Genomic DNA, 20165 nt, shown 5'->3' with positions numbered 1-20165 from the left:
TTCTATTTCCCTTGCCAAAGCCCAGTTATAAGCAAATCTTGAAGCACCTGCGTACTGAAACATCTTAGTTTTCTGTATATTATTTGGTATTAACATTACTTTTATGGCTTTTACCATCTACTTTCTCCTGTATCAATTCCCGGATAAGTTTCTTGGCTTTATTCGCTCGTTTTCCTTGTAATTTGCAACTGAATACTGTGATCATCTGAACCAGATCTTCAACAAGTTCCTGCTGTTCGGATTTTTCAGTATTATCAATAATCTCAATCTCACAATTATAAAGCGAAGCGATATATTCTATCAATTCAAAACCAAATCGCAATAGCCGATCTTTATATAAAACAACAACCTTTTCAACCTGATTTTGAGATATTCGCCTGATCAATTCCTGGAGTCCTTTTTTCTTATAATTAATTCCGGAACCGATATCACTTATCATCTCAAATGGCTGTCCTTTTGCCAGAAGATATGTCTTAACATTATCAATCTGTCGTTCCAGATCATCTTTCTGTTTATGGCTGGAAACGCGACAATATCCAATTGTAATGCGAGTTTTAGGCTTTACATTTATTACCTGGTTGAGTTGCTCGTCAGAATAATATCTATAGCCGCTTACTGTAGTATGATGCGGATGAAGTTTTCCATTGGCATCCCAATTTCGTAATGTCTGGGCGGATACGCTTATAATTTTTGAAAATTCATGTATAGAATAATATTTACTCAAAGCATCAACTCCTTTCAATAATATTCTGCTCTAATATCTTATAAAACTCAACATGTACTTATATGATTTTATAATTTTATAATTTATATTTAACTGTTAATAACCTCCTGAAAAATTCTATTTGCTTCACCTTATCATATTTTGGGGGTGGCGTACATATATTAATGTAAATTATGAGACGATTTGATTTTGCGTAATTGAGTGGATGGGTTGAATAGTGCGAATAATCTATAAAAGAAGTGGCGGAAATACCAGCAATGATATTTCCGCCGTTTTACAACTCCGAATATCCTATCCAGAGCTACTTTGTGATCATAGTATATGTTATAAAATCAAATTTTATGAAATGTAAAAAGGAACTCGTCCAGAGCCCCTTTCCTTTGAATAAGTAATAATATCTTTCTCACTCCGGAAAAAGACTTCTTTGTACTTATATAATACTGGTTCAATTACTCCTTGTCAATATTTATTTTTATCTTTGTAATGTGTTCTGTCAAAGAAATATCATCTGACAATTCAAGAATTTTCCTTAGTTCAGCAAGTTCGTCCTGTGCCTTATTACGTTCTTCTTTTATTTTTGAAATATATTGCAATTTATCATCCATTGAGGTGGTAAATTTCGTTGCAATCACGCACCCTATGGGTTAAAAGAGATGCAGGAGCCGCGACGCCTGCATCTCTTTCATCTATAAATGTGATCTATTGCGAATGAATAGGTTTTTTATTTTGCAATAAACATAAGCAGGATCAATACTTTGCTAATAATTTTTTCCAGGGTTTATAGCCTTTCATATAAGCAAAGTCTTCTTCATTTTGGAAGCCTGCAATCAGTTCTTTTTTCATTTCTTCAGCATATGGATTTTCTACATCTTGGAATTTTATATGTTTATATAATCTTGATTTCTGAAAATCACAGATTGTATCGACATTCTCCAGCAGTTGTTTTATTACCTTAAAAGTATCTTCTACATTTTGTTCTGCCACCACAACATTAAACATGGTTGCACATTCATTGTATTTTCCCATCTCAAAAATACCTGCTAATGCATACATTTTCTCGGCCAGGAATCTTGCGGATTTATGATCTTTATTGTCAAGAGCTTTTGTGATCATCATGCCAAAGGCAAGATTCAAAGTAGTATACTCTGAAAGAATTATATTTTCCAGTTTTTCATATGCTTCTTCTGTTTTTTCCTGTTCCATGTATAATTGCCCAAGTCTTAGTTTTTTCATGGGATCATAGTCGGAAAAATAGTTCAGATATTTTTCTGCCATTTCATAATTCCCTTTTCGCAAGTAGAATCCGAACAGAGAATCTGCCGCATGGTGCTGGATTTTTTCGTCCTTGTCATTTAGTGCCATTTCGTACCAGGAATTAATCTGTTCGTTGTACTTATCGGGATGCTCACACTGACCTATGATTCTTCGCGAGTCAAGCATCACCGCCACCTGCCAGATAAGCATGTTGCAGTTAGGGTAATCTTTTATGATATTTACTGCCCATTGATAGGTCTTTTCGTAACCTTCTGCTGAAAACATTTTGTCCATTTCCTGAATAAGTTCTGTAATTTCAACGTCTGTCAGATTTTCATGAAAAGACAACAGGGTATCAAGGGAAATATGTAGCAGTCTTGCAATTGGTGCTAACAGTTCAATATCTGGATTGGAGTTCCCCGTCTCCCTTAATTAAAGATATTGTTGGGTAAAAAAGAAAGGTCAGTCGATTTTGCCGATGAAGCGGTAGTAGATTTCTACTTCCTGCTCACGGCTTCCGTCCTCGCCCTTGACAGCTTCGTGGACGGTTATTTTTTCAATTAGAGTGTTCAGAAGTTCGGCGGTCAGCTCCACAGGGTTGACATACTGTTTCATCAGGGCAATCCACTTTTCAGCATCCGCTGCGGTCTGTACGGCGGCTTCCATCGTTTCGTGAAGCTGTCTTATTTTTGTTTCAAGCTCCTTTTGCTCGTTCTGGTACTTCTCGGACAGCATATTGAAGTTATACTCGGTTATGCGTCCGGCAGACCAGTCCTCATACATTTTAGCAAACAGCCCGTCAACCTCGGCTTTACGCTTCTCTGCCTTTTTCAGCTCCGCAGCCTGCTTTTTCTTCGCAGAGTTTCTTTCCCTGTCGCTGGCATTGAGCAGGCGTTTCAGCAGCTTGTCCTCGTCTTTCTGTGCCAGCATAGACCAGTATTGCAGTCTTGCAAGCACATAGGCATACAGTACATCATAGCGGATATAGTGCATGGAACACTGGCGTAATCCCTGCCCGTTCTTGCTGCAATGGTAGTACCCGTATGGGTTCTTATTCTGCTTGTTTTCCCCATAGGCTAAAGACCATCCGCAGTCTGCACATTTTATCAATCCTGCGAAAATCTGTGTCGTACCGTTTCTGCGTTTCCTGCGTCTGCTTGCAATCAGCTCCTGAACTTTTTGGAACACTTCTTCAGAAATGATGGCTTCGTGGGTATTTTCCACACGATACCATTCTTCCTGCGGCTTCCGCACCTTTTTCTTGTTCTTGAATGAAATGTTGCTCTGCTTGTTGTGAATGCTGTGACCGATGTAGGTTTCCTCTTTCAAAATGCTCTTGACCTGTGCAATCGTCCACGCATAGGCTTTTTCTGCGGGCGCACCGGCGTAGATATTGGCGAAAGTCCCGTATCTTTCATAGTTCAGCCAGCCGGGGGTAGGTACTTTTTCCTCCACCAGAATCCGTGTAATGCTGGCGGCTCCACGCCCGTGTACAGCAAGGTCAAAAATCTTCTCTACAATCCAGCGTGTTTCCGGGTCGATCAGAAGATGACCTTTTTTGTCCGGGTCTTTTACATAGCCCAGCGGTGCATAGGCTCCATAGTGTGCGCCATTGGCAAATCTTGTGTGCATGGCAGCCTTGACCTTTTTGCTGGTCTGTCGGGCGTGCATTTCATTCAGGATGTTTAAGAACGGTGCAAGCTCGCTTTCTCCGTTGATGGTGTCCACATTGTCATTGATGGCAATGTAGCGTACTCCCTTGCTGGGGAAATAGATTTCCGTGTACTGACCGGTCAGGATATAGTTTCTTCCCAGACGGGATAAGTCCTTTGTGACAACGCAGTTGATTTTCCCGTCTTCGATGTCATCAATCATCCTTTGGAAACTTGGACGCTCGAAATTTGTCCCACTCCATCCGTCGTCAATGTACTCGTCTACAACGGTCAGCCCATGCTCTGCGGCATACTGTCTAAGCATCATGCGCTGGGTCTGGATACTGCCGCTTTCCCCCTGTAATTCATCGTCACGGCTCAATCTCAAATATAGTGCAGTGTTATAAATCGTTGTATTGTATGGTTGTTTCACGGTTAAAAATCCTCCTTCTAAAAGAAACAACCCACGCTTATACAATACTCGCTGGTACAAGTATATCATAAGCGTGGGCTGATTGACAGTCGTTATTCCGTATTTTTTCAGGAAGCGGCGGCAGCGTGCTGGATCACATCTTCCAGCAGGCTGTCAAGCGGCTTCCCATCCTGTGCGAAATGCTCCGATACCTTGATACGGACTTTCCCCATGACAAAATACTGGGTGCCGTCTTTTTCGGTAAGCAGGGTGCCGCTGTTTTTGTTATTGCTCTCGTTTTTGCTTTTTGCCATAGGCAGTTACCTCCATAAATGAAATATGCCCGACAAGGGAATGTCAGACAGGTGTACAGCCGCAGACTGTCTCCGTGTCAACCAAACCGTGTCAACCGGCAGAAAAGACTTTGAAAACAATCCATAGGCGCTCTATTATTACTTTTTACTTTTTCTTTGATTTCTTGGTTGACATGGTTGACAAAGGAGAGAAATGCCCCAAATATCAGGCTTTTCCCCGTCAACCGGCTGTCAACCAAAGCGTCAACCAAACTGTCAACCGGTGGCTTTTCAGAATGGAAGTTCCATTTGCCGGGCTTCTTCTTCCGTGATTTCCTGAAAACCGTCCCCCTCCGGCGGAGCTTGGTTGACACGCTCCCAGCCTTTTTGAGAACCGTATTTCTTATACCGCTTCGGGCTTTTGTAGGCTACCCAGCCCTGTATGATGCCGCCCGCAATGCCGGTATTCATAATCTCGCAGATTGCCCGTGTCTCCCAGTCTGCCGGGGAATTTAAGTTCCCCAGCGCTTCCTCATAAAGCTGCTTGGAACATACCCTGTCGCCGGTGTAGTCCTCCAAATAGGCGTAGATCATGCCGGCCTGTGTGTCTTCCTGCATAAAGTCCTGCTGGTGGGCGTTCAGGTATCGGTTCATTTCCATGCTGAATGACAGCGTATACTTCCCACTGCGATAAACCGTCATGGCTTCCGCCCACATCTGTTCGATATACGCCCTCGCCGCCGCTTCATCGTCCAGTATGTGAACCTCCGCCCGTTCCGGGTACACCGTCACGGGGAGAAAGCGCCGGTTGCCGGTGCGGTCACGGGGCAAAAAGTCCTGCCGGTTGGTCGTCCCTCCAAATACACATTGCCGCAGCCGGTCTGCCGGATGTGTCTCATACGGCACTTTGTAGGTTTCTTTCTGGCGGCTTAAGAATGACTTGATTTCCTCAATACTCTTGGCGTTGGCTGTGGCAATCATCTCCGACATCTCGATAATCCAATGCCCTTGCAGCTTGCGGTACACATTTTCATCGTCCAGCTTTTTCAAATCGTCTGAAAACCATTCGTCCCTGCCTGCCAGCAGCCGGAAAAAGGTAGATTTCCCGGCTCCCTGACCACCAACCAGACAGAGCATGACCTCAAACTTGCTCCCCGGTCTGAATACCCGCCGGATGGCTCCCATCAGGAACAGTTTCAAGGCTTCATAGGTGTATTCGTCCGTATCGGCTCCCAGAAAGTGATGCAGGGCGTAACGGATGCGCTCTGTGCCGTCCCATTGCAGGCTGTTCAGGTAATCCCTGACTGGATGGTAGCGGTTTTCATTGGCAACAATCTTGATGGCGCTCTGCACCTTTTTCTCGCTGGTAAGCCCGTAATTTTCTTCCAGATACAAAAGCAGGTAGTTCATGTCCATGTCGGTCAGCGTGGTACTGGTGCGCTCCCAGCCCAGCGGCTTCACAATGTCAATCTGCTCCGTCAAAAGGTTCAGGCGCAGCGCCCCGCGAAACAGAGGGTCACGCTGGAACACCGTCAGGCAGTTTCGGATGCTGTTCTTCACGCCGCCTTTCTGCGTCCCCTCTAATGTTTCCCGGATTTCTGCCGGTGTCTGCGCCGGTTCCATTGTGTCCATCGTCCTTTTGACCGCTTCCTGCGTTTCCGGCGGCAAGCTCTGAAATTCGCTGTTCAAGCCGCAACACCTCCTTTCCCTGTGCGGCGATCAATGCCGCTTTTTCTTCTATTTCTCCGTATAACAAAATATCCAAAAGGTATTCTGTGTAGCTTATCCTCTGCAACGCTTCCACAAAAAGAGGATGCCAGATGGCATCCTGCGGCTGTGGGGCGTGTGCTGTTTTCCAATGCTCCAGCAGGCGCAGATAATCGCATAGCACCCGGAAACAATACCGTTCCGTTTCCTGAAATCTCTGCTCCGCTGATTTTTGTCGGGGCTGTGACCTGTTGTGACGCTTCCTATCTGGCGGCGCATTGCCGGATTTCTCATAGGAAACGCCGAAGTCCTCCGCAAGCCTGACCGCAGCTTCCCGTTTCCCCAATCCATGCAGCAAAGCGGCAAAGTCGATCACATCCCCGGAAGCCCCGCAGCCGAAGCAGTAAAAGCGGCTGTCCACTTTCATGCTGGGCGTGCGGTCATTGTGGAATGGACAGCAGACCATGCCGTTTCTCCCCACCCGGATTCCATAGAATGAAGCAGCCTGCCGGGTGGTAACAGACTGTTTCACCGCTTCAAATACATTCAAATGCTCCCTCCATAAAAATACTGGTAGCGGTAAAGCTGCCGGTTATATCATAGCTCCATCTCATGTTTCTTTCTCTGTACTGCCTGTGGCTGCTCCCTCCGGCGCAGTGCGGTATCTACGGCGTTCTGCACCTGCCGTAGCCGTATGACTTCCTCCAGGAGCGGCTTGTGCTGCGGAGACAGTTCGGCATACTCTGTTTTTAACTGTGCGTATTCCTGTTTCCATGCTTTCAGGGCAATGGGTTTTCCGTCCAGTTTTTCTTTCAAAATACGGCGGGCGGCATAAAACAGCCGTAACTCCGCATCGTGGGATGTTTCAAATTTCTCCCTCTGTTTCTTAAACTTGATATTGTTCAATTCCGTATGAACAGGTTTTAGCCGCTGGTAATTCTCGCCCTCCCGTATCAATTCCTGCAATTCCTTTATCCGGGCAGATTTCTTTTTCATGGAGTCGCTTAACGCTTCAAATTCTTCGTTGACAGAGGAAAGACGCTCCTGCAAATCCTCTAATGTGAGCAGCTTGTTTTCCGTCAGATAATTGACGGCTTCGGCAAACTGCTTTAAGTTTCCGGTTCTGGCTTTATTGCTCCATGCCCCTGCGTTGCGCTGGTTGTAATAAGCGATCAACAGGTCGGCAAGGCTCGGTGTCTGCGGTTTGGAAAGTTCTTCTTTTACCTCTGCCATCCAGACAAACAGGGCTTTGATCTTCTTCCTCACATCCTGCATGAGCCGGTTGGTGGCTTTAATCCAGCGGTTCAGTTCCCCTTTCTCGGTGCGGATGCCCTTTGCTTCCATCTGCCGGACATTAGCTCCCTCGTGGACAGTAGGTATCAGGTCAAGCCCCTGCCGCACATAGGAACGGTGGTCGATACGCACATCCAGCCCTTTTTCCTCAAATTTTGTATTAACGGCAGCCGCCCACTGCTCCCGCCAGTGTTCCAGCGTTTCCGGCTCATGCCAGTCTGTTGTATGGACAGCGTTAAACATATAATCGCCGTTTTTATCCCGGATTCGGTTTCCATCTTCATCAAGAAGATATTCCCGACGCTGTTTTTGTCCCCATGTGCCATCCGGGTTCAAAGGGCGCATGGTTGTCATCACATGAAAATGCGGGTTAGGGATGCCGCCGTCCTCTTTCTCCGGGCTGTGAAAAGCAAGGTCGGCAATCATGCCTTTTGTCACAAACTGCTCCTGTACGAACTTCCTCGCCAGCTCCATGTTTTCTTCCAGCGTCAATTCATTCTGCATGGCAATATCAAAGGAATAGGCAAGCTGTGCTTTTGGATGTTTCTCGCAGTTCTCCACAGCATTCCAGAGGGTCGCCCGGTCAAGATATATTTCCGGCGCATGGGGCGGCAGCATGATTTCCGAAGCGATCACGCCGCCCTTTTTGGTGTAGTCGCTGACTTCTCCATAGTAGCTGCTGTAAAGACGCTCCCCGGCTCGGTAGGCTGCGCTGGCAATGGCGCTCTGACCGGCGCTGCGCTTGATCTGTGCGATTGAAAAATGATAAAGTGCTATCCTTAGTCACCGCCTTTCTCCTGCCCGGAAATACGGGCGTGGTTCTCTGTGGCAGACCGGATGAAATGCTCCGCCTGCGGCAGATTCAAAATGCTTTCCATGAGGGAATAAAATTCCGCTTCGGATAGCTCCTTTGTCTGTGGTGCAATGCTCTCAATAGCTGCCCCACGGGTAATCAGCCGGTGCGTCCTCTGTTTCCGGGAACCGCTTTCCAGATACGCCTGCCGGTTTTTCAAACGCTGCATTTTCCGTTTTTCCTGTTCCAGCAGGACAGTGGTTTTTTCATATTCCTGCTTCAACTGTTCCAAAGATTTTTCCATGTTCTCACATCCTTTGCTGATAAGATAAAGAAAGACCATCCGCAGACAGTCCGTGTGTCAGTGCTTCTATAAAACCCGATGAAAAGGGAAAACCGCAGAGCGGATTTCTCTTTGCGGCGGGTACACAGGGGATAGCCGCTTTAGCGGCGCAAGGGGGTGTAGCCACCTTGTCGGAGCGAAGCGAACGCAGACCTCGGATTGCTGATTTTATCAGCGGCAGAGGTAAGCTCCGCAGGACGCACGATACATGGTCTTTAGACTATGTATAGAAGTGCGCCCTTAGTTCCTAAGGGATTTTGCCGTTTCCGGCAGTCTTGTCCTTTTTCTTGGAACGCTTGGAAAGATACTTCGGGCAGTCAACCACAACCGCCCGGAAGCTCTGTTTACATTCGTGCTGGCATTTCCGGCACAGTTCGTTGTAAGTGATACGGCTGCGGTCATTTAAGAAGAAAGACCATTCCAACCGCCGCTTGTTACTCATTCTTGCCATAACCGGCTCCTTTCTCCGTTTCTATCTGATGTACGCAGATAGGCTGTTTTGATGTAGCGTCTCGGTATCATTTTTAAGTTTTTTTTCCTCTGGATGCCCCTTTGGAAAGTGCGGCAGTATTGCAAGTCAGGGAATGATACCTCACGCTTATTTGTCGCTTCCCGGTACGGTTTCGGAGCCTTTTGCCATCCATTCAAAGAAAGCAATTTTGCTGACCTTGATAAGTCTGCCCCTGCGGAACGCTGGAAAGCCGGGTGTGTGTACCAGCTCATAGGCGCTCGCTCTTGAAATTCCCATAATCCGCTGAATGTCCGCCACATCCAGAACCAGCGGTAAATCCTCGTAGCTGTTCAATCTCTTTTTATCGTTCATTCTGTTCCTCCCATAAATCAAATAGGTTAAAATGCTTCCTGTTGCCGTTCTCCCCAAAAGCCGTTTTCCTGCCCCATTCCTGCGGTGTTTCCCTGCATTGGTGCGCCGAATGCGTCACTTCTCCTGCCGGTCATATCCCTTTTGGACGGTCATTCACTTGTCAAGGTACTGTGTGGTACGAAATTACCAACCGCAATCATCATAGCGTACTATCCTTGACAAAACAATGATTCTGCGATACCATGAGTGTAACGGATATAACTGAATTATATAATTACCATAAACAAAGGCAGGGGATAGGGATGGAGAATCAGTTTATACGACATGAGCCATGTTTTGAGAGGATTTTGTTTGTCCTGACGCTGGACAGGAAGAAAATGAAAGAGCGGATTTTGATTGGGGAAGAACAGCAGATCCGCTTCCGGCTGAACGGGAGCCAAAACGCAGAGGTGCTTTGTGATATGACACGCCCGCTGGGAACTTTTTTGATAAACTTTGAGCGTGACACGGACAGAGATTGGAACTTATACGGGCTTTCTCCGCTGCGGCAAGCCCTCCACTCCAACCGACGGAAACAGCCGGAGCTGGAGCAGACGGCAAGCGAATTTCTTTGGGAGAAATATCTTAGCAACGACCCTCTGAAAATGTATGTGGCGTTCCGTATCTGGAACAGCTATCTGCTTGCCAGAGAACCCCGTGACCGTAACGCTGCCTGTGACCGCTTCATGGATAAAATGAGCAGACTGACCGGGGTATTCCAAAACGAAACCATGAGCTTTGACAGGGAGACAGGAAAACCGAAACATTTTCAAGCTGGCAGCCTTTATTTCAAAGGCGCACCGTCAGAAGATACCCGGCTTGACCTCTGGTTCCCGGACAACCGGCGCACAGAAGAATGTGTGTCTGCCTATGCGTCCCTCTACCCGTTGATTACCTATTATCTGAACAGGCTGAATGACTGGGGGCTTTGCTTCCGGCAGTGCAAGGTCTGCGGGAAATATTTTCTGGCAAAGAGCCAGCGGTATGAGCTGTGCAGTGACAAATGCCGAAAAGCACAGGCGCTTCAAAACAAGCGGGGATTTGACGAGAGGGCAAGAGAAAATAACTATGACCTGCTTTATAAAAATGAATGCCAGAACTGGCGCAACAAAATAAACCGGGTAAAAAATACCGCAGGCTTTCCGGCTGACCGTCTGGAAAAAATACAGGCTTCCTTTTCCGACTTTAAGAAAGAAGCCTTACAGAGAAAAAAGGCTGTAAAAACAGGAACGGCCAGCCCGAAAGAATTTACGGACTGGCTGTATCAGCAGAGTAATGTAATTGTTGAGCTGACCGAGATATGAAAAACTTTCTATCGTCAATTTCGCATTATTGCAATAACAGATTGCTTCTTCCATGAATGGTAATATTATCATCAAACTTTTGGAAGAACTATAAATGTCCGAGGCGTCTTTGATTTCGACAGAAAAACAGGCTGAATTGTTACAAAGCTCGGACATTTCAAAAATTTCTTTGAGAAATGACGAAAAAAGCGGGGCAGCACACGCCGCCCCGCCGATCCCATACGGTTATTCCATTGCCCGCATTTGTTCAATCAGAGATTGTTTTTTCTGTCTGCGGATTGTCCATACAGACAAGATTAGCTCCATTCCGAACAATACCAGAATGAACAGCCCCATTTCCAAAACCGGGAATTGATAAGGCACTACATTTCCGGCAAAAGCACCTACACTCATTTTTCTGCAAGCAAAGATGGAAGCCGGAAGCCCAACGATCAGCGTTGCCAATGTTGCAAAGAGCGCATAGCACAGCCCCTCACAGATGTTCATTTTACATAGCTGTTTTTGTGTTAGGCCGATAGAACGCAGAATACTGTTTTCCTGCTTTCGGGCGATCTGGTTAGAGAGTGTCGTGTTAATCAGGTTGATAACGCCAAAGAGAAATACCAGCCATGACAGTACCTCCATACTGCCAAACGCAAAAGAATTTGTCATTTCTTCATATTCAATCACTGTATTGATTTCATCTAAGGCAATATTACTATGGCTGGCAACAATATTTTTCAATTCAGCTCCCACATAGTCCGTTTTTTTACGGTCATTTACAATGCTCCATGAATAGTCAAAAGAGGTGATTTCCGGGTGCAGTTCGTGGAACAACGCTTCTGGTGCAAAAAGAGTTGCCCCATCTAAGTGCATCCTGCCATGTCCTGAATATACCTTTGCAGGAGCGTATAACCCCGATATGGTAACAGAAACGGATGGCTGTTCTTCTCCCAAAGAAATCTCAACCGTTGAACCAACACCCATATCCTCATTCTGCTTTAGCACATTATAGTCAATTACAATACTACGGGAATCTGTTGGCATGGTTCCCTCTGTCAGAGCCGCTTCAACTGCCGCATAATTCTGGTCGGTCAGCATATCGCACATACCACCAGCTTGATGAATCTCTGTTTTATAAGTTGCATGGAGAGATTGCCTGCTTGGAATTATATCTGTAACGCCATCAATAGATAAGATTTCCTGCTTTAATTCCTCATTCAATGGATTTCCCGCTGCCATAACCTTTTCTTCTGTCATTTCAGAATCCAAATAAATTTTATAGTCGCCGTCTGGGAAAAACTGTCTTGCAAGCGCCTCTGGTGAGCGCAGCAAAACAATGGAGGATACCACAAGCAGGATAATTCCGCCCAAACTCAATGAGGCTACAATAGCAACGGTCTTTTTTCGGTCACGCCTAAAATTTGCAATTCCCATTGAAACAGGATTGAGCTTGATATTCTTTTTCCGGCTGCGGATGTCCTTTTGCGCCGGGGTAAAACGGACGGCTTCAATGGGGGAAATCCCTGCCGCAATTTTCACCGGCTTACGGATGGAAACAGATACCATGATCCAACTGCTTATAAGCGTTAAAATAACCGTTGCCACATAGGAAACAGCGTTAAAACCCTTGGAAAACAGGAGGAAACCGCCGCATACGCCCAGCACTGTGCCAATCAGAATCCCGATACTGCCGAGTTTGCGTCCCTCGTTCTTTACAATCCGCTTGATTTGCTTTGGTGTCGCACCAATCGTCCGAAGCTGCCCGTAGCTTTGGATTTTGTCATTGATGGAGATACGGAAGATACTCTGGATCACAATATAGCCGCCAATCAGAACAAGGGCAATCACACCTGCCATCAGTGCAAAATCAAAGGATTTAGAAGCATAGGCAAAATACTTACTGTTCATTTTGGGCATAGGAAGCTGATATTCCTCCGCAATCTCCCTGCAATAAGAGGTCATCAGTTCTTCGCCCAACTGGTCGCTGTTTTTGAAATGGACATAGGCGCGATAGCCAGTCGGGTCAAACCCTTTCCATTCTGTCAGGGCAGCGTTGGAAAGAATGATAGCGCAGGTATTCGCTTCTTTTTCATTTACGCTGTCCATAATGCCGGTAACGACATAATCACCATGAAAACTCTCTGTATCTAAGGTCACAGTGTCCCCAATTTTGGCATTGTTTCCATAGGTGGAAAGAAAGTATTCGCTTACGACAACTTCATTTGCTTTTTCAGGAACCCTCCCCTCTAACAACTCCATCTGCGCCTTGGTAATCTCCATCATTTGCGCGTCGCAATACACATAAGACGCATGATAGCCCTGTTCCGAAAGTTCCTCACCCAGCATATAGTAGCCGCCTACGCGCTCAAACTCCGGCAGTCCTTTCAGGGTTTCAATGTCGTTTTCCTCCACGCCCAGCCAGACCGCCTCATAAGTATCGACAACCTGATTGCGTTGCATTTGTGTCAGGGAAGTAGACACAATTCCCGTAAAGCAGATCAGAAACGCCGCCAGTGCAACGGCAATCACCACCATCAGATTCCGGCGCTTCTCGCTTTGCAAACTTTTCTTTGCCAGCTTCTTTGTAATGGCGCTGGTATCATTCTCAAAAGGCCATGTCATAGCCTGCCACCTCCTTACTCCACAATCTTGCCGTCCTCAATGCGGACAATCCGATCTGCAAGGCGGGCAATGTCGTTGTTGTGGGTAATCATCACAACAGTTTGCCGGAACTCTGCACTGGTGCGCTTGATAAGCCCCAGCACCTCGGCGCTGGTCTTGCTATCAAGGTTGCCGGTTGGCTCGTCGGCCAGAACAATAGCCGGTTTGGTAATCAAGGCGCGGGCGATAGCCACACGCTGCTGCTGGCCGCCGGAAAGATTGTTCGGCATATTTTTCAGTTTATCTTCCAGCCCCAGCAGGTGAACGATCTCGTCCAAAAACTTCTGATCCACCGTGTCCCCGTCCAGCTCCACCGGCAGGACGATGTTCTCATACACATTCAGGATAGGAACAAGGTTATAGTTCTGGAAGATAAAGCCGATGTTGCGGCGGCGGAAGATGGTAAGCTGTTCGTCGTTCATTTTCGACAGTTCTTTGTCCCGGACAATCACATTGCCGGAAGTAGGGGTGTCCAGCCCGCCCATCATGTGAAGCAGGGTGGACTTGCCGCTGCCGGAGGTTCCCACAACGGCCACAAATTCGCCGTCATTTACAGAGAAGTTCACGCCGTCAAGGGCGCGGGTGATATTCGGCTCTGTACCGTAATACTTTTTCAGGTCGATAGTCTGTAAAATTCTCATAAAATTCAATCCTTTCTTTGTTTGTTGTAAATGCGGAACGCTGCTGCGCCGGTGGCCGCCAACTGTACCAGAATCAGCACAGCGAACAGTCCGAAGCTCTCATAGTAGAACAGTTCATCCCAAAACAGGAGAACATCACAGAGGGTAGTCAAGGCAACCGTCCAGCGGATGTGCTGGGCCAGCCTTTGCCAGAACGCCAGCACAAGGGCAACGGGCGGGACGATCAGCAGCGCCAGATTCAAAATCATGGTCGGGGTCAGTTCCATTGCAACGCCTCCTCACTTTTGTTGATAAGGTCATTGCAAAACCCAAATGTCCGCGAAATGTTACAGCGGCCAAAAAATTTCATCGAAAATCGGAGTGAAATGTTACAACGCTCGGACATTTCAAAATTATTATTCAACTACCCTTAATCGTGCTACAATACTTGTTTTTCTAAAATAGCGAAACGAAACATGAGGAACTATAATCGCCACAACGCAAATAACAATTCCCTCTAATATCAACGGGAAAATCGTAGGCTGTATTGTAAACAGCCATAAGTCAGGTTGATTAAAGAAAGTAGGAAGAATTGTATTTGCAACAATAAGAGAGAGAGGTAAACCCATTACACAAATCAGAAATGCGTAAAACAATCCCTCCAATACGGTCAATTTGTTAATTTGTTTTTTCGTCATTCCGATGCTCTCTAATGTAGCAAATTCCCGTTGCCGGTTTATAATGCCCGTTATAATGATGTTGGAAAAATTCACAAGCCCGATACTTCCTAATAGAAACCCAATAAGGCCACCTATGATAAAAATAGTTTGTTTTAATCCATTCATAGTTTGTGCCAATGTTTCAGACGATGCGTATTCAACGGTAGGCAAAGAATTGATGTACTCGGTCGCTGGCAAAAAGTGTTCTTTTTCCACATCAAACACATAACTCATTATGGCTGGATTGTTATACAATTCCACAAACATCTCATTACTCATATAGAAAATAGGACAATCGCCGCCAACATCAGTGTAGCCAACATTCTTACCCGGAGATTCTACCAATGAAAAATCAACCACTGCACGCGCAATTACCGAAACCGTTTTATAAGGCAATCCATCTTTGTAAATGGTAACTTCCTGATTGAGCGGACAAAGAAATTCAGGAGATTCATTTGGGTTGATCGCTGAAATTTCTATAACATAGTTTCCACTTTCCAAATATGAGGTTAGTTGCTGTATATCTGTTTCTCCCTCAATGAAATTCAATTTAGGAAGTATTGATTTTTCTACCCCGTAAATATTGCAAAGAGGTCGATAATCAACACCGAGTTTTACTGGATAAGTTCTGCCATCAACCATACCACTTCGTATAAGGTGATTATCTTCTGTGTATTCGTCTAATACTTCCGTGACCAAACTACCATAATCATAAGTAACACTGACATCATCCAAAGTGTTTTTATAAATTCGACTTCCGTTCAGCACAGGAATATTATTTTCAATATCAGATATGATTTCATTACTAACAGAATCATCTTTAAATCGAAAACCTTGCACATTAGAAAATGTGTTTGGGCTTGCCACAACAAAATCAAATGAGGTAACAGAAGATACATATTTTTTAACATCAACACTATTTCCGATTGCGATTGCACTGTTTAGGAGAATAATGCAGAGTATCATGGATAAGACGATAAATATGGTACGCTTTGAATTTCTTCTTAAATTTCTCCATGCCATTTCTGTTATTCTATTCTTAAACGAAAGACGATTCTTGTTGGCACTATGATAATTGTCTTTTTCATAGTATCTGGTTGCCTCAATGGGCGAAATCGTAGCTGCAATTTTGAATGGTTTCTTTATGCTCACCCAAACAGTAATCGCACTAAATATCCCGGCAACGACAAAAATAATAGGATTAAAACTCAAGTTCACAGAAAGATTGTGATACTCGCCTTTCATAAAATTAAGAATCCACGGAAGCATAAGTATTCCTACTATATATCCTAAAATCAACCCAATAGATATACCAATTATAGACAGCCAAAATGCTTGCTTATAAACAATTCGCTTGATTTGCTTCTCCGTTGTTCCGATTGTTCTTAATAAGCCATATTTCTTTATTTCTTGAACAACAGAAATCTCAAAAATATTGCGAATGAGCAAATAGCCCGTTATTACAAAAATCATAATAAAAAACAGGGCTGCTATTATGGCAATCCAATTTACAGATGTACCAGTGGACGGGCTGGTTCCCCTAATTTGCAAAATAGTTGTCTGTATAGACTGGATCGCTCCAACACATAAAGTCGTTACAGAAGTAAAAAGCATTGATGTTAAAACGATTGCTATTACAGCAACAATATTTCGTAATTTGTTGGCTTTGAAGCTTCTTTGCGCCAGCTTCTTTGTAATGGCGCTGGTGTCATTTTCAAAAGGCCATGTCATAGTTGTATCACCTCCATATTTGATAAGGGTATTGTAAAACCTAAATGTCCGCGAAATGTTACAGCGGCCAAAAAATTTCATTGAAAATCGAGGTGAAATGTTACAACGCTCGGACATTTCAAAAAAATTTACGGCGGGCAGCCGGAAATGGCCGTCCGCCGCGTTCTATTTTGTCGGTAGCATAATGGAAAATTCCGACCCCTTGCCCGGTTCCGAAACCACTTTGATATAGCCGCCCTGCCGCGTTACGATCTCGCGGGCCAGATACAGGCCAATCCCCACGCCCTGCTGTTCGTGTACTTCTTCCTCACGATAGAAGCGCCGGAAGATAGCGGCCTGATTGCTTTCGGAAATGCCCTTGCCGGTGTCGGTTACTTTGATCTCCACATACATTTCCCACAGCACCACCGACACAGCGATTTTTCCGCCTGCCGGGGTGTACTTCACCGCATTGTCCAGCAGATTAAAGAGGGCCTCGGATGTCCACTTGCTGTCATGGAAAACGGTCAAATCCTCCGGGCAGTCCACGGACACAGCGATTTCCTTTTTCTCCGCCGCATACACAATCCCACTCATGGCCTGCGCCACGGTATCAAAGAGGCGACCCGGTTTCTTATCCAACTGGATCACGCCCGTTTCCAGCCGTGAGGTTTTCACAAGGGCCTGAAAGAGAAAGTCCAGCTTATCCGTCTGGCTGCGGATTCCCCGGATAAAGTCGGTGCGCTCCGCCTCGGTCATGGGCTTTTCCAGCAGGGTGTCCGTCGCCATTTTCAGATTGCTTACCGGCGTTTTCACCTGATGGGAAATATCCGATACAAGGGTCTGTAACTCCTGCCGTTCCTCGTCCACCCGGCGGCGGTTCTCCTGCATGATCTGGTAAAGCCTTGCCAGCCGGTGTCCGATTCTGGCAAGCTGGGTTTCGCTGTCCTCTGGCCGCTGGGGCGCTTCATTCCCGGCGATCATGTGGTCTAAGGTCTGGCACAGGTCAGCGGTAAACTGCGACAGCCGCTTTCCAAACGCCTGCGTCAGTACAAAAATCCCCACAAGGGCGCACAGCAGCAGCGTCCCGCCTGTCAGCAGCACCGCAATCTGTTTTGTCACAAGAAACAGGGCTATGGTGATCCCGGACATGGAGAGGGCAAGCCCCATTGCCACCCGGCTAAACAGCCGCTTTACCGAGAGATTTTGAAACTTCATTTTGCCTCACCTCCCGTCCATTGATAGCCCATGCCGTAAACGGTCTTGATGTAGGGCGCGCCGCCGTCGGATTCAATCTTGCTGCGAATCCGGCTGATGGAGGTTGTCAGGGTGTGTTCGTCTACAAACCGCTCGTCTATATCCCACAGCCTTTCCAAAAGCTGCCCACGGGTCAGCACTTGCCGGGGATTTTTGCGGAACAGGTTCAGCATTTTGTACTCCATCGGGGATAGGGTCAGGGGCTTGCCGTTTAGGGAAGCCGTCTGCTCCGAGAAGTCCAGAAACAGCCGCCCGTCGTCGTAAATGTCCTTAGCCGGTTTGTGGTGTTCCAGCATGGCGAACATGGCTTTGATTTTCCGCTGCAAGGCCCCGATCACAAAGGGCTTTGTGATGTAATCCACCGCGCCCACCTCATAGCCCCGTATCTGGTCGCTCTCCTGATCGTTGGCGGTCAGGAAAATCACGATGGTATCCGGGTGCTGGGGCTTTATCAGCTTGCACAGTTCAAAACCGTTCCCGTCCGGCAGGTTGATGTCCAGCAGCACTAAATTAAATTCCCGCTGGCGGATGGCTTCGGCTGCGGTTCTGGCATTTAGGGCAGAAGTCACGCCGTAGCCGTCTGCGGTCAGGTTATAGGCCAACATCTTATTCAAAAAACTGTCGTCCTCGACAATTAAAATCTGCTTCATATCCTCACTTCCTTTGCTTTTTGCAGATAGTATAACAGGCAAATGTCCGAGAATTGTTACAAGGACAAATATATTTATCATTTTACAGCTTTTTTATGTGTACTGCAATTTTATAAAAGAAAGGACAGCAGTATCATCAAATTGCTGTCCTTGCGGTTTATTATAGCTGGTAGTGTATAAGCGTGGGTTCATCATATTTGGTGTGGTATCTTTAACTATGGGAAACTCCCGTCTCCCATTTATTCACCGCTGGAGTAGTTACTCCTAAGCGTTTTGCCATTTCCTCCTGGGTGAAACCAGACTCTTTTCTATATTTTTTTATCACATTTCCAATATTCATCCTAATTCTCTCCTGATTGAAATTTCAAAAGCTTTTGTGATTAAATCATAGCAGGATTGGAAATTGAACACAATTGAATTGTTGTTAAATAAAATTCATATTTTTTAACTGATGGGAAAGTTGATCGTGATCAGCAGTTGGTTTTTTGGGCATATCCTAACAAAAGGAATCATGGAGACTGTGTTTTACGATACTTTGTATGTTTCCCTGGTCACCAATTAATTAATTATGCATACTCTAACAGAAGAAGTCTGTAAAGGAGTATCTGCATGAAAAATAAAAAATGGATTGCACTGGCGGCAGCAGTTGTGCTGGCGGTGACGGCGCTGCCAATGGGAGTATTTGCTGCGAAGAAAGACAGCACAGAAGAGAAGCTTACAAAGGTTACACTGAATGAAGTCGCACATTCAATCTTTTACGCACCGCAGTATGTGGCGATTGAGGAGGGATATTTTGCGGAGAAAGGTCTGGATCTGACGCTGGTGACGGGATTCGGAGCAGATAAAACGATGACTGCTGTGATTTCCGGTGAGGCAGATATTGGATTTATGGGCGCAGAGGCATCTGTTTATGCTTATCAGGAGGGCGCCACGGATCCTGTCGTAAATTTTGCACAGTTAACCCAGCGTGCGGGGAATTTTCTAGTGGCAAGAGAAGAGATGCCTGATTTCAAATGGGAGGATCTGAAAGGAGAGAAGGTTCTTGGCGGTCGTAAGGGCGGAATGCCGGAAATGGTATTTGAATATATACTGAAGAAAAACGGCATGAATCCGCAAAAGGATCTGACCATCGACCAGAGCATTGATTTCGGTTCCACAGCAGCAGCTTTTACCAGTGATGATTCTGCGGCATATACAGTAGAATTTGAACCATCTGCGACCATTCTGGAAAAAGAAGGAGCGGGCTATGTAGTGGCATCGCTCGGAGAGGCATCCGGATATGTACCATATACATCTTACAGTACAAAAGCAAGCTACATGAAAGAAAACCCTGAGATCATCCAGAAATTTACCGATGCACTTCAGAAGGGAATGGACTATGTGCAGAGTCATACGCCGGAGGAAATCGCAGAAGTGATCGCACCGCAGTTCAAAGAAACAGATCTTGAAACCATTACTGCCATTGTAAAACGTTATTATGACCAGGATACCTGGAAAGAAAATCTTATTTTTGAAAAAGACAGCTTTGAGCTTCTGCAGGATATCCTGGAAGATGCAGGTGAGCTGACGGATCGTACAGCGTATGAAAATCTGGTGCAGACAGAGTATGCACAGAAAGCATGTGAAAATTAAAAAATAGTTTAGAAAGTTTAAAAAAACATGGGAAAAACCTGCGGCTTTTATAAAAACCGCAGGTTTTTGTATGTAATAAAGAGGGAATAAGAAAAAAAGAAAAGTTGATTTCGGTGCATATGCGTTTCTGATACCGGCAGCAGTGATCTACCTTTCCGTAATTGTGGTACCGGTATTTTACTCACTGTTTATCCAATGCGTCGTAAAACCCCTTGTTTCCGCTATGGGGATATAAGACGCGTCCATCGAATTTATGCAAGTAATTGAAGATGGACAAAATAGTAATTGTATTAACTA

Annotated in this window: 20 protein-coding genes and 1 pseudogene; 2 read left to right on the top strand and 19 right to left on the bottom strand. The window is 45.7% G+C overall.

Annotation, left to right across the window (positions count from 1 at the left end; genetic code table 11):
• The 12 genes from LKD46_RS16820 to LKD46_RS16125 all read right to left on the bottom strand — a co-directional run.
• A partial coding sequence (locus LKD46_RS16820) for a helix-turn-helix domain-containing protein (RefSeq protein WP_227574375.1) occupies window positions 1–63 on the bottom strand: 63 nt, incomplete at its 3' end.
• A 16-nt stretch (window positions 64–79) separates the two neighbouring features.
• On the bottom strand, window positions 80–724 hold the full coding sequence (locus LKD46_RS16175; protein ID WP_118608691.1) for an IS607 family transposase: 645 nt from the start codon (window positions 722–724) through the stop codon (window positions 80–82).
• Between the two features lie 449 nt (window positions 725–1173).
• Window positions 1174–1329 (bottom strand): hypothetical protein, encoded by a 156-nt coding sequence (locus LKD46_RS16170; protein WP_015527375.1) that lies wholly within the window; start codon window positions 1327–1329, stop codon window positions 1174–1176.
• A gap of 142 nt (window positions 1330–1471) precedes the next feature.
• Window positions 1472–2263, bottom strand: coding sequence for a transcriptional regulator (locus tag LKD46_RS16165; protein ID WP_227574372.1), 792 nt, complete (start codon window positions 2261–2263; stop codon window positions 1472–1474).
• A gap of 177 nt (window positions 2264–2440) precedes the next feature.
• Entirely contained in the window at window positions 2441–4063 is a 1623-nt protein-coding gene (locus tag LKD46_RS16160) for a recombinase family protein (protein ID WP_008791695.1), read from the bottom strand.
• A 107-nt stretch (window positions 4064–4170) separates the two neighbouring features.
• Window positions 4171–4356 (bottom strand): hypothetical protein, encoded by a 186-nt coding sequence (locus LKD46_RS16155; protein WP_004849804.1) that lies wholly within the window; start codon window positions 4354–4356, stop codon window positions 4171–4173.
• A gap of 270 nt (window positions 4357–4626) precedes the next feature.
• On the bottom strand, window positions 4627–5967 hold the full coding sequence (locus LKD46_RS16150) for a virulence-associated E family protein (RefSeq protein ID WP_227574374.1): 1341 nt from the start codon (window positions 5965–5967) through the stop codon (window positions 4627–4629).
• A complete protein-coding gene (locus LKD46_RS16145) occupies window positions 5852–6592 on the bottom strand; it encodes a CHC2 zinc finger domain-containing protein (protein WP_014079457.1) in 741 nt (246 codons plus the stop codon). The genes LKD46_RS16150 and LKD46_RS16145 overlap by 116 nt, the downstream gene beginning before the upstream one ends.
• A 47-nt stretch (window positions 6593–6639) precedes the next feature.
• The gene (mobQ, locus tag LKD46_RS16140) at window positions 6640–8112 is read right to left on the bottom strand and encodes a MobQ family relaxase (protein WP_227574373.1); all 1473 of its coding nucleotides are present in this window, start codon (window positions 8110–8112) and stop codon (window positions 6640–6642) included.
• Window positions 8113–8114: 2 nt separating this feature from the next.
• Window positions 8115–8432 carry a DUF3847 domain-containing protein gene (locus LKD46_RS16135; protein WP_008816380.1) on the bottom strand — a complete coding sequence of 106 codons (318 nt, stop codon included), beginning with the start codon at window positions 8430–8432 and terminating at the stop codon, window positions 8115–8117.
• Window positions 8433–8718: 286 nt separating this feature from the next.
• Entirely contained in the window at window positions 8719–8922 is a 204-nt protein-coding gene (locus LKD46_RS16130; RefSeq protein WP_004614949.1) for a hypothetical protein, read from the bottom strand.
• Between the two features lie 147 nt (window positions 8923–9069).
• A complete protein-coding gene (locus LKD46_RS16125) occupies window positions 9070–9294 on the bottom strand; it encodes a helix-turn-helix domain-containing protein (protein WP_005362423.1) in 225 nt (74 codons plus the stop codon).
• A gap of 302 nt (window positions 9295–9596) precedes the next feature.
• Here LKD46_RS16125 and LKD46_RS16120 point away from each other — a divergent pair, with 302 nt between their 5' ends.
• Window positions 9597–10637 carry a DUF6076 domain-containing protein gene (locus tag LKD46_RS16120; RefSeq protein ID WP_227574371.1) on the top strand — a complete coding sequence of 347 codons (1041 nt, stop codon included), beginning with the start codon at window positions 9597–9599 and terminating at the stop codon, window positions 10635–10637.
• Window positions 10638–10862: 225 nt separating this feature from the next.
• Here LKD46_RS16120 and LKD46_RS16115 read toward each other — a convergent pair whose 3' ends face one another.
• The 7 genes and pseudogenes from LKD46_RS16115 to LKD46_RS16085 form a co-directional block, all read right to left on the bottom strand.
• On the bottom strand, window positions 10863–13241 hold the full coding sequence (locus tag LKD46_RS16115; protein ID WP_227574370.1) for an ABC transporter permease: 2379 nt from the start codon (window positions 13239–13241) through the stop codon (window positions 10863–10865).
• Between the two features lie 14 nt (window positions 13242–13255).
• Window positions 13256–13921 (bottom strand): ABC transporter ATP-binding protein, encoded by a 666-nt coding sequence (locus tag LKD46_RS16110; RefSeq protein WP_005927557.1) that lies wholly within the window; start codon window positions 13919–13921, stop codon window positions 13256–13258.
• A 5-nt stretch (window positions 13922–13926) separates the two neighbouring features.
• Window positions 13927–14187: a hypothetical protein gene (locus tag LKD46_RS16105; protein WP_155177826.1), complete on the bottom strand. Its 261-nt coding sequence runs from the start codon at window positions 14185–14187 to the stop codon at window positions 13927–13929.
• A 129-nt stretch (window positions 14188–14316) separates the two neighbouring features.
• Window positions 14317–16350, bottom strand: a complete 2034-nt coding sequence (locus LKD46_RS16100; protein ID WP_055201191.1) for an ABC transporter permease — start codon at window positions 16348–16350, stop codon at window positions 14317–14319.
• 165 nt (window positions 16351–16515) lie between these two features.
• Window positions 16516–17547, bottom strand: coding sequence for a sensor histidine kinase (locus LKD46_RS16095; RefSeq protein WP_227574369.1), 1032 nt, complete (start codon window positions 17545–17547; stop codon window positions 16516–16518).
• The gene (locus tag LKD46_RS16090) at window positions 17544–18236 is read right to left on the bottom strand and encodes a response regulator transcription factor (RefSeq protein ID WP_055195328.1); all 693 of its coding nucleotides are present in this window, start codon (window positions 18234–18236) and stop codon (window positions 17544–17546) included. The genes LKD46_RS16095 and LKD46_RS16090 overlap by 4 nt, the downstream gene beginning before the upstream one ends.
• 220 nt (window positions 18237–18456) lie before the next feature.
• Window positions 18457–18576, bottom strand: a pseudogene (locus LKD46_RS16085) (helix-turn-helix domain-containing protein); the annotation flags it as partial.
• Window positions 18577–18845: 269 nt separating this feature from the next.
• Here LKD46_RS16085 and LKD46_RS16080 point away from each other — a divergent pair.
• Window positions 18846–19868 (top strand): ABC transporter substrate-binding protein, encoded by a 1023-nt coding sequence (locus tag LKD46_RS16080; RefSeq protein ID WP_227574368.1) that lies wholly within the window; start codon window positions 18846–18848, stop codon window positions 19866–19868.
• Window positions 19869–20165 lie beyond the last annotated feature (297 nt).

The organism is Blautia fusiformis, assembly GCF_020686995.1.
GTDB lineage: Bacteria > Bacillota > Clostridia > Lachnospirales > Lachnospiraceae > Blautia_A > Blautia_A fusiformis.
The sequence above is the reverse complement of the archived record's forward strand: the minus strand, read 5'-3'. Positions and strand labels throughout refer to the sequence as shown.

Coding starts and splice junctions, on each gene's coding strand:
- LKD46_RS16155 (WP_004849804.1), bottom strand. CDS start 4,356: ATGGCAAAAAGCAAAAACGAGAGCAATAACAAAAACAGCGGCACCCTG.
- LKD46_RS16100 (WP_055201191.1), bottom strand. CDS start 16,350: ATGACATGGCCTTTTGAAAATGACACCAGCGCCATTACAAAGAAGCTG.
- LKD46_RS16120 (WP_227574371.1), top strand. CDS start 9,597: ATGGAGAATCAGTTTATACGACATGAGCCATGTTTTGAGAGGATTTTG.
- LKD46_RS16135 (WP_008816380.1), bottom strand. CDS start 8,432: ATGGAAAAATCTTTGGAACAGTTGAAGCAGGAATATGAAAAAACCACT.
- LKD46_RS16165 (WP_227574372.1), bottom strand. CDS start 2,263: ATGTTTTCAGCAGAAGGTTACGAAAAGACCTATCAATGGGCAGTAAAT.
- LKD46_RS16170 (WP_015527375.1), bottom strand. CDS start 1,329: ATGGATGATAAATTGCAATATATTTCAAAAATAAAAGAAGAACGTAAT.
- LKD46_RS16125 (WP_005362423.1), bottom strand. CDS start 9,294: ATGAACGATAAAAAGAGATTGAACAGCTACGAGGATTTACCGCTGGTT.
- LKD46_RS16150 (WP_227574374.1), bottom strand. CDS start 5,967: ATGGACACAATGGAACCGGCGCAGACACCGGCAGAAATCCGGGAAACA.
- LKD46_RS16130 (WP_004614949.1), bottom strand. CDS start 8,922: ATGGCAAGAATGAGTAACAAGCGGCGGTTGGAATGGTCTTTCTTCTTA.
- LKD46_RS16110 (WP_005927557.1), bottom strand. CDS start 13,921: ATGAGAATTTTACAGACTATCGACCTGAAAAAGTATTACGGTACAGAG.
- LKD46_RS16105 (WP_155177826.1), bottom strand. CDS start 14,187: ATGGAACTGACCCCGACCATGATTTTGAATCTGGCGCTGCTGATCGTC.
- LKD46_RS16115 (WP_227574370.1), bottom strand. CDS start 13,241: ATGACATGGCCTTTTGAGAATGATACCAGCGCCATTACAAAGAAGCTG.
- LKD46_RS16090 (WP_055195328.1), bottom strand. CDS start 18,236: ATGAAGCAGATTTTAATTGTCGAGGACGACAGTTTTTTGAATAAGATG.
- LKD46_RS16080 (WP_227574368.1), top strand. CDS start 18,846: ATGAAAAATAAAAAATGGATTGCACTGGCGGCAGCAGTTGTGCTGGCG.
- LKD46_RS16095 (WP_227574369.1), bottom strand. CDS start 17,547: ATGAAGTTTCAAAATCTCTCGGTAAAGCGGCTGTTTAGCCGGGTGGCA.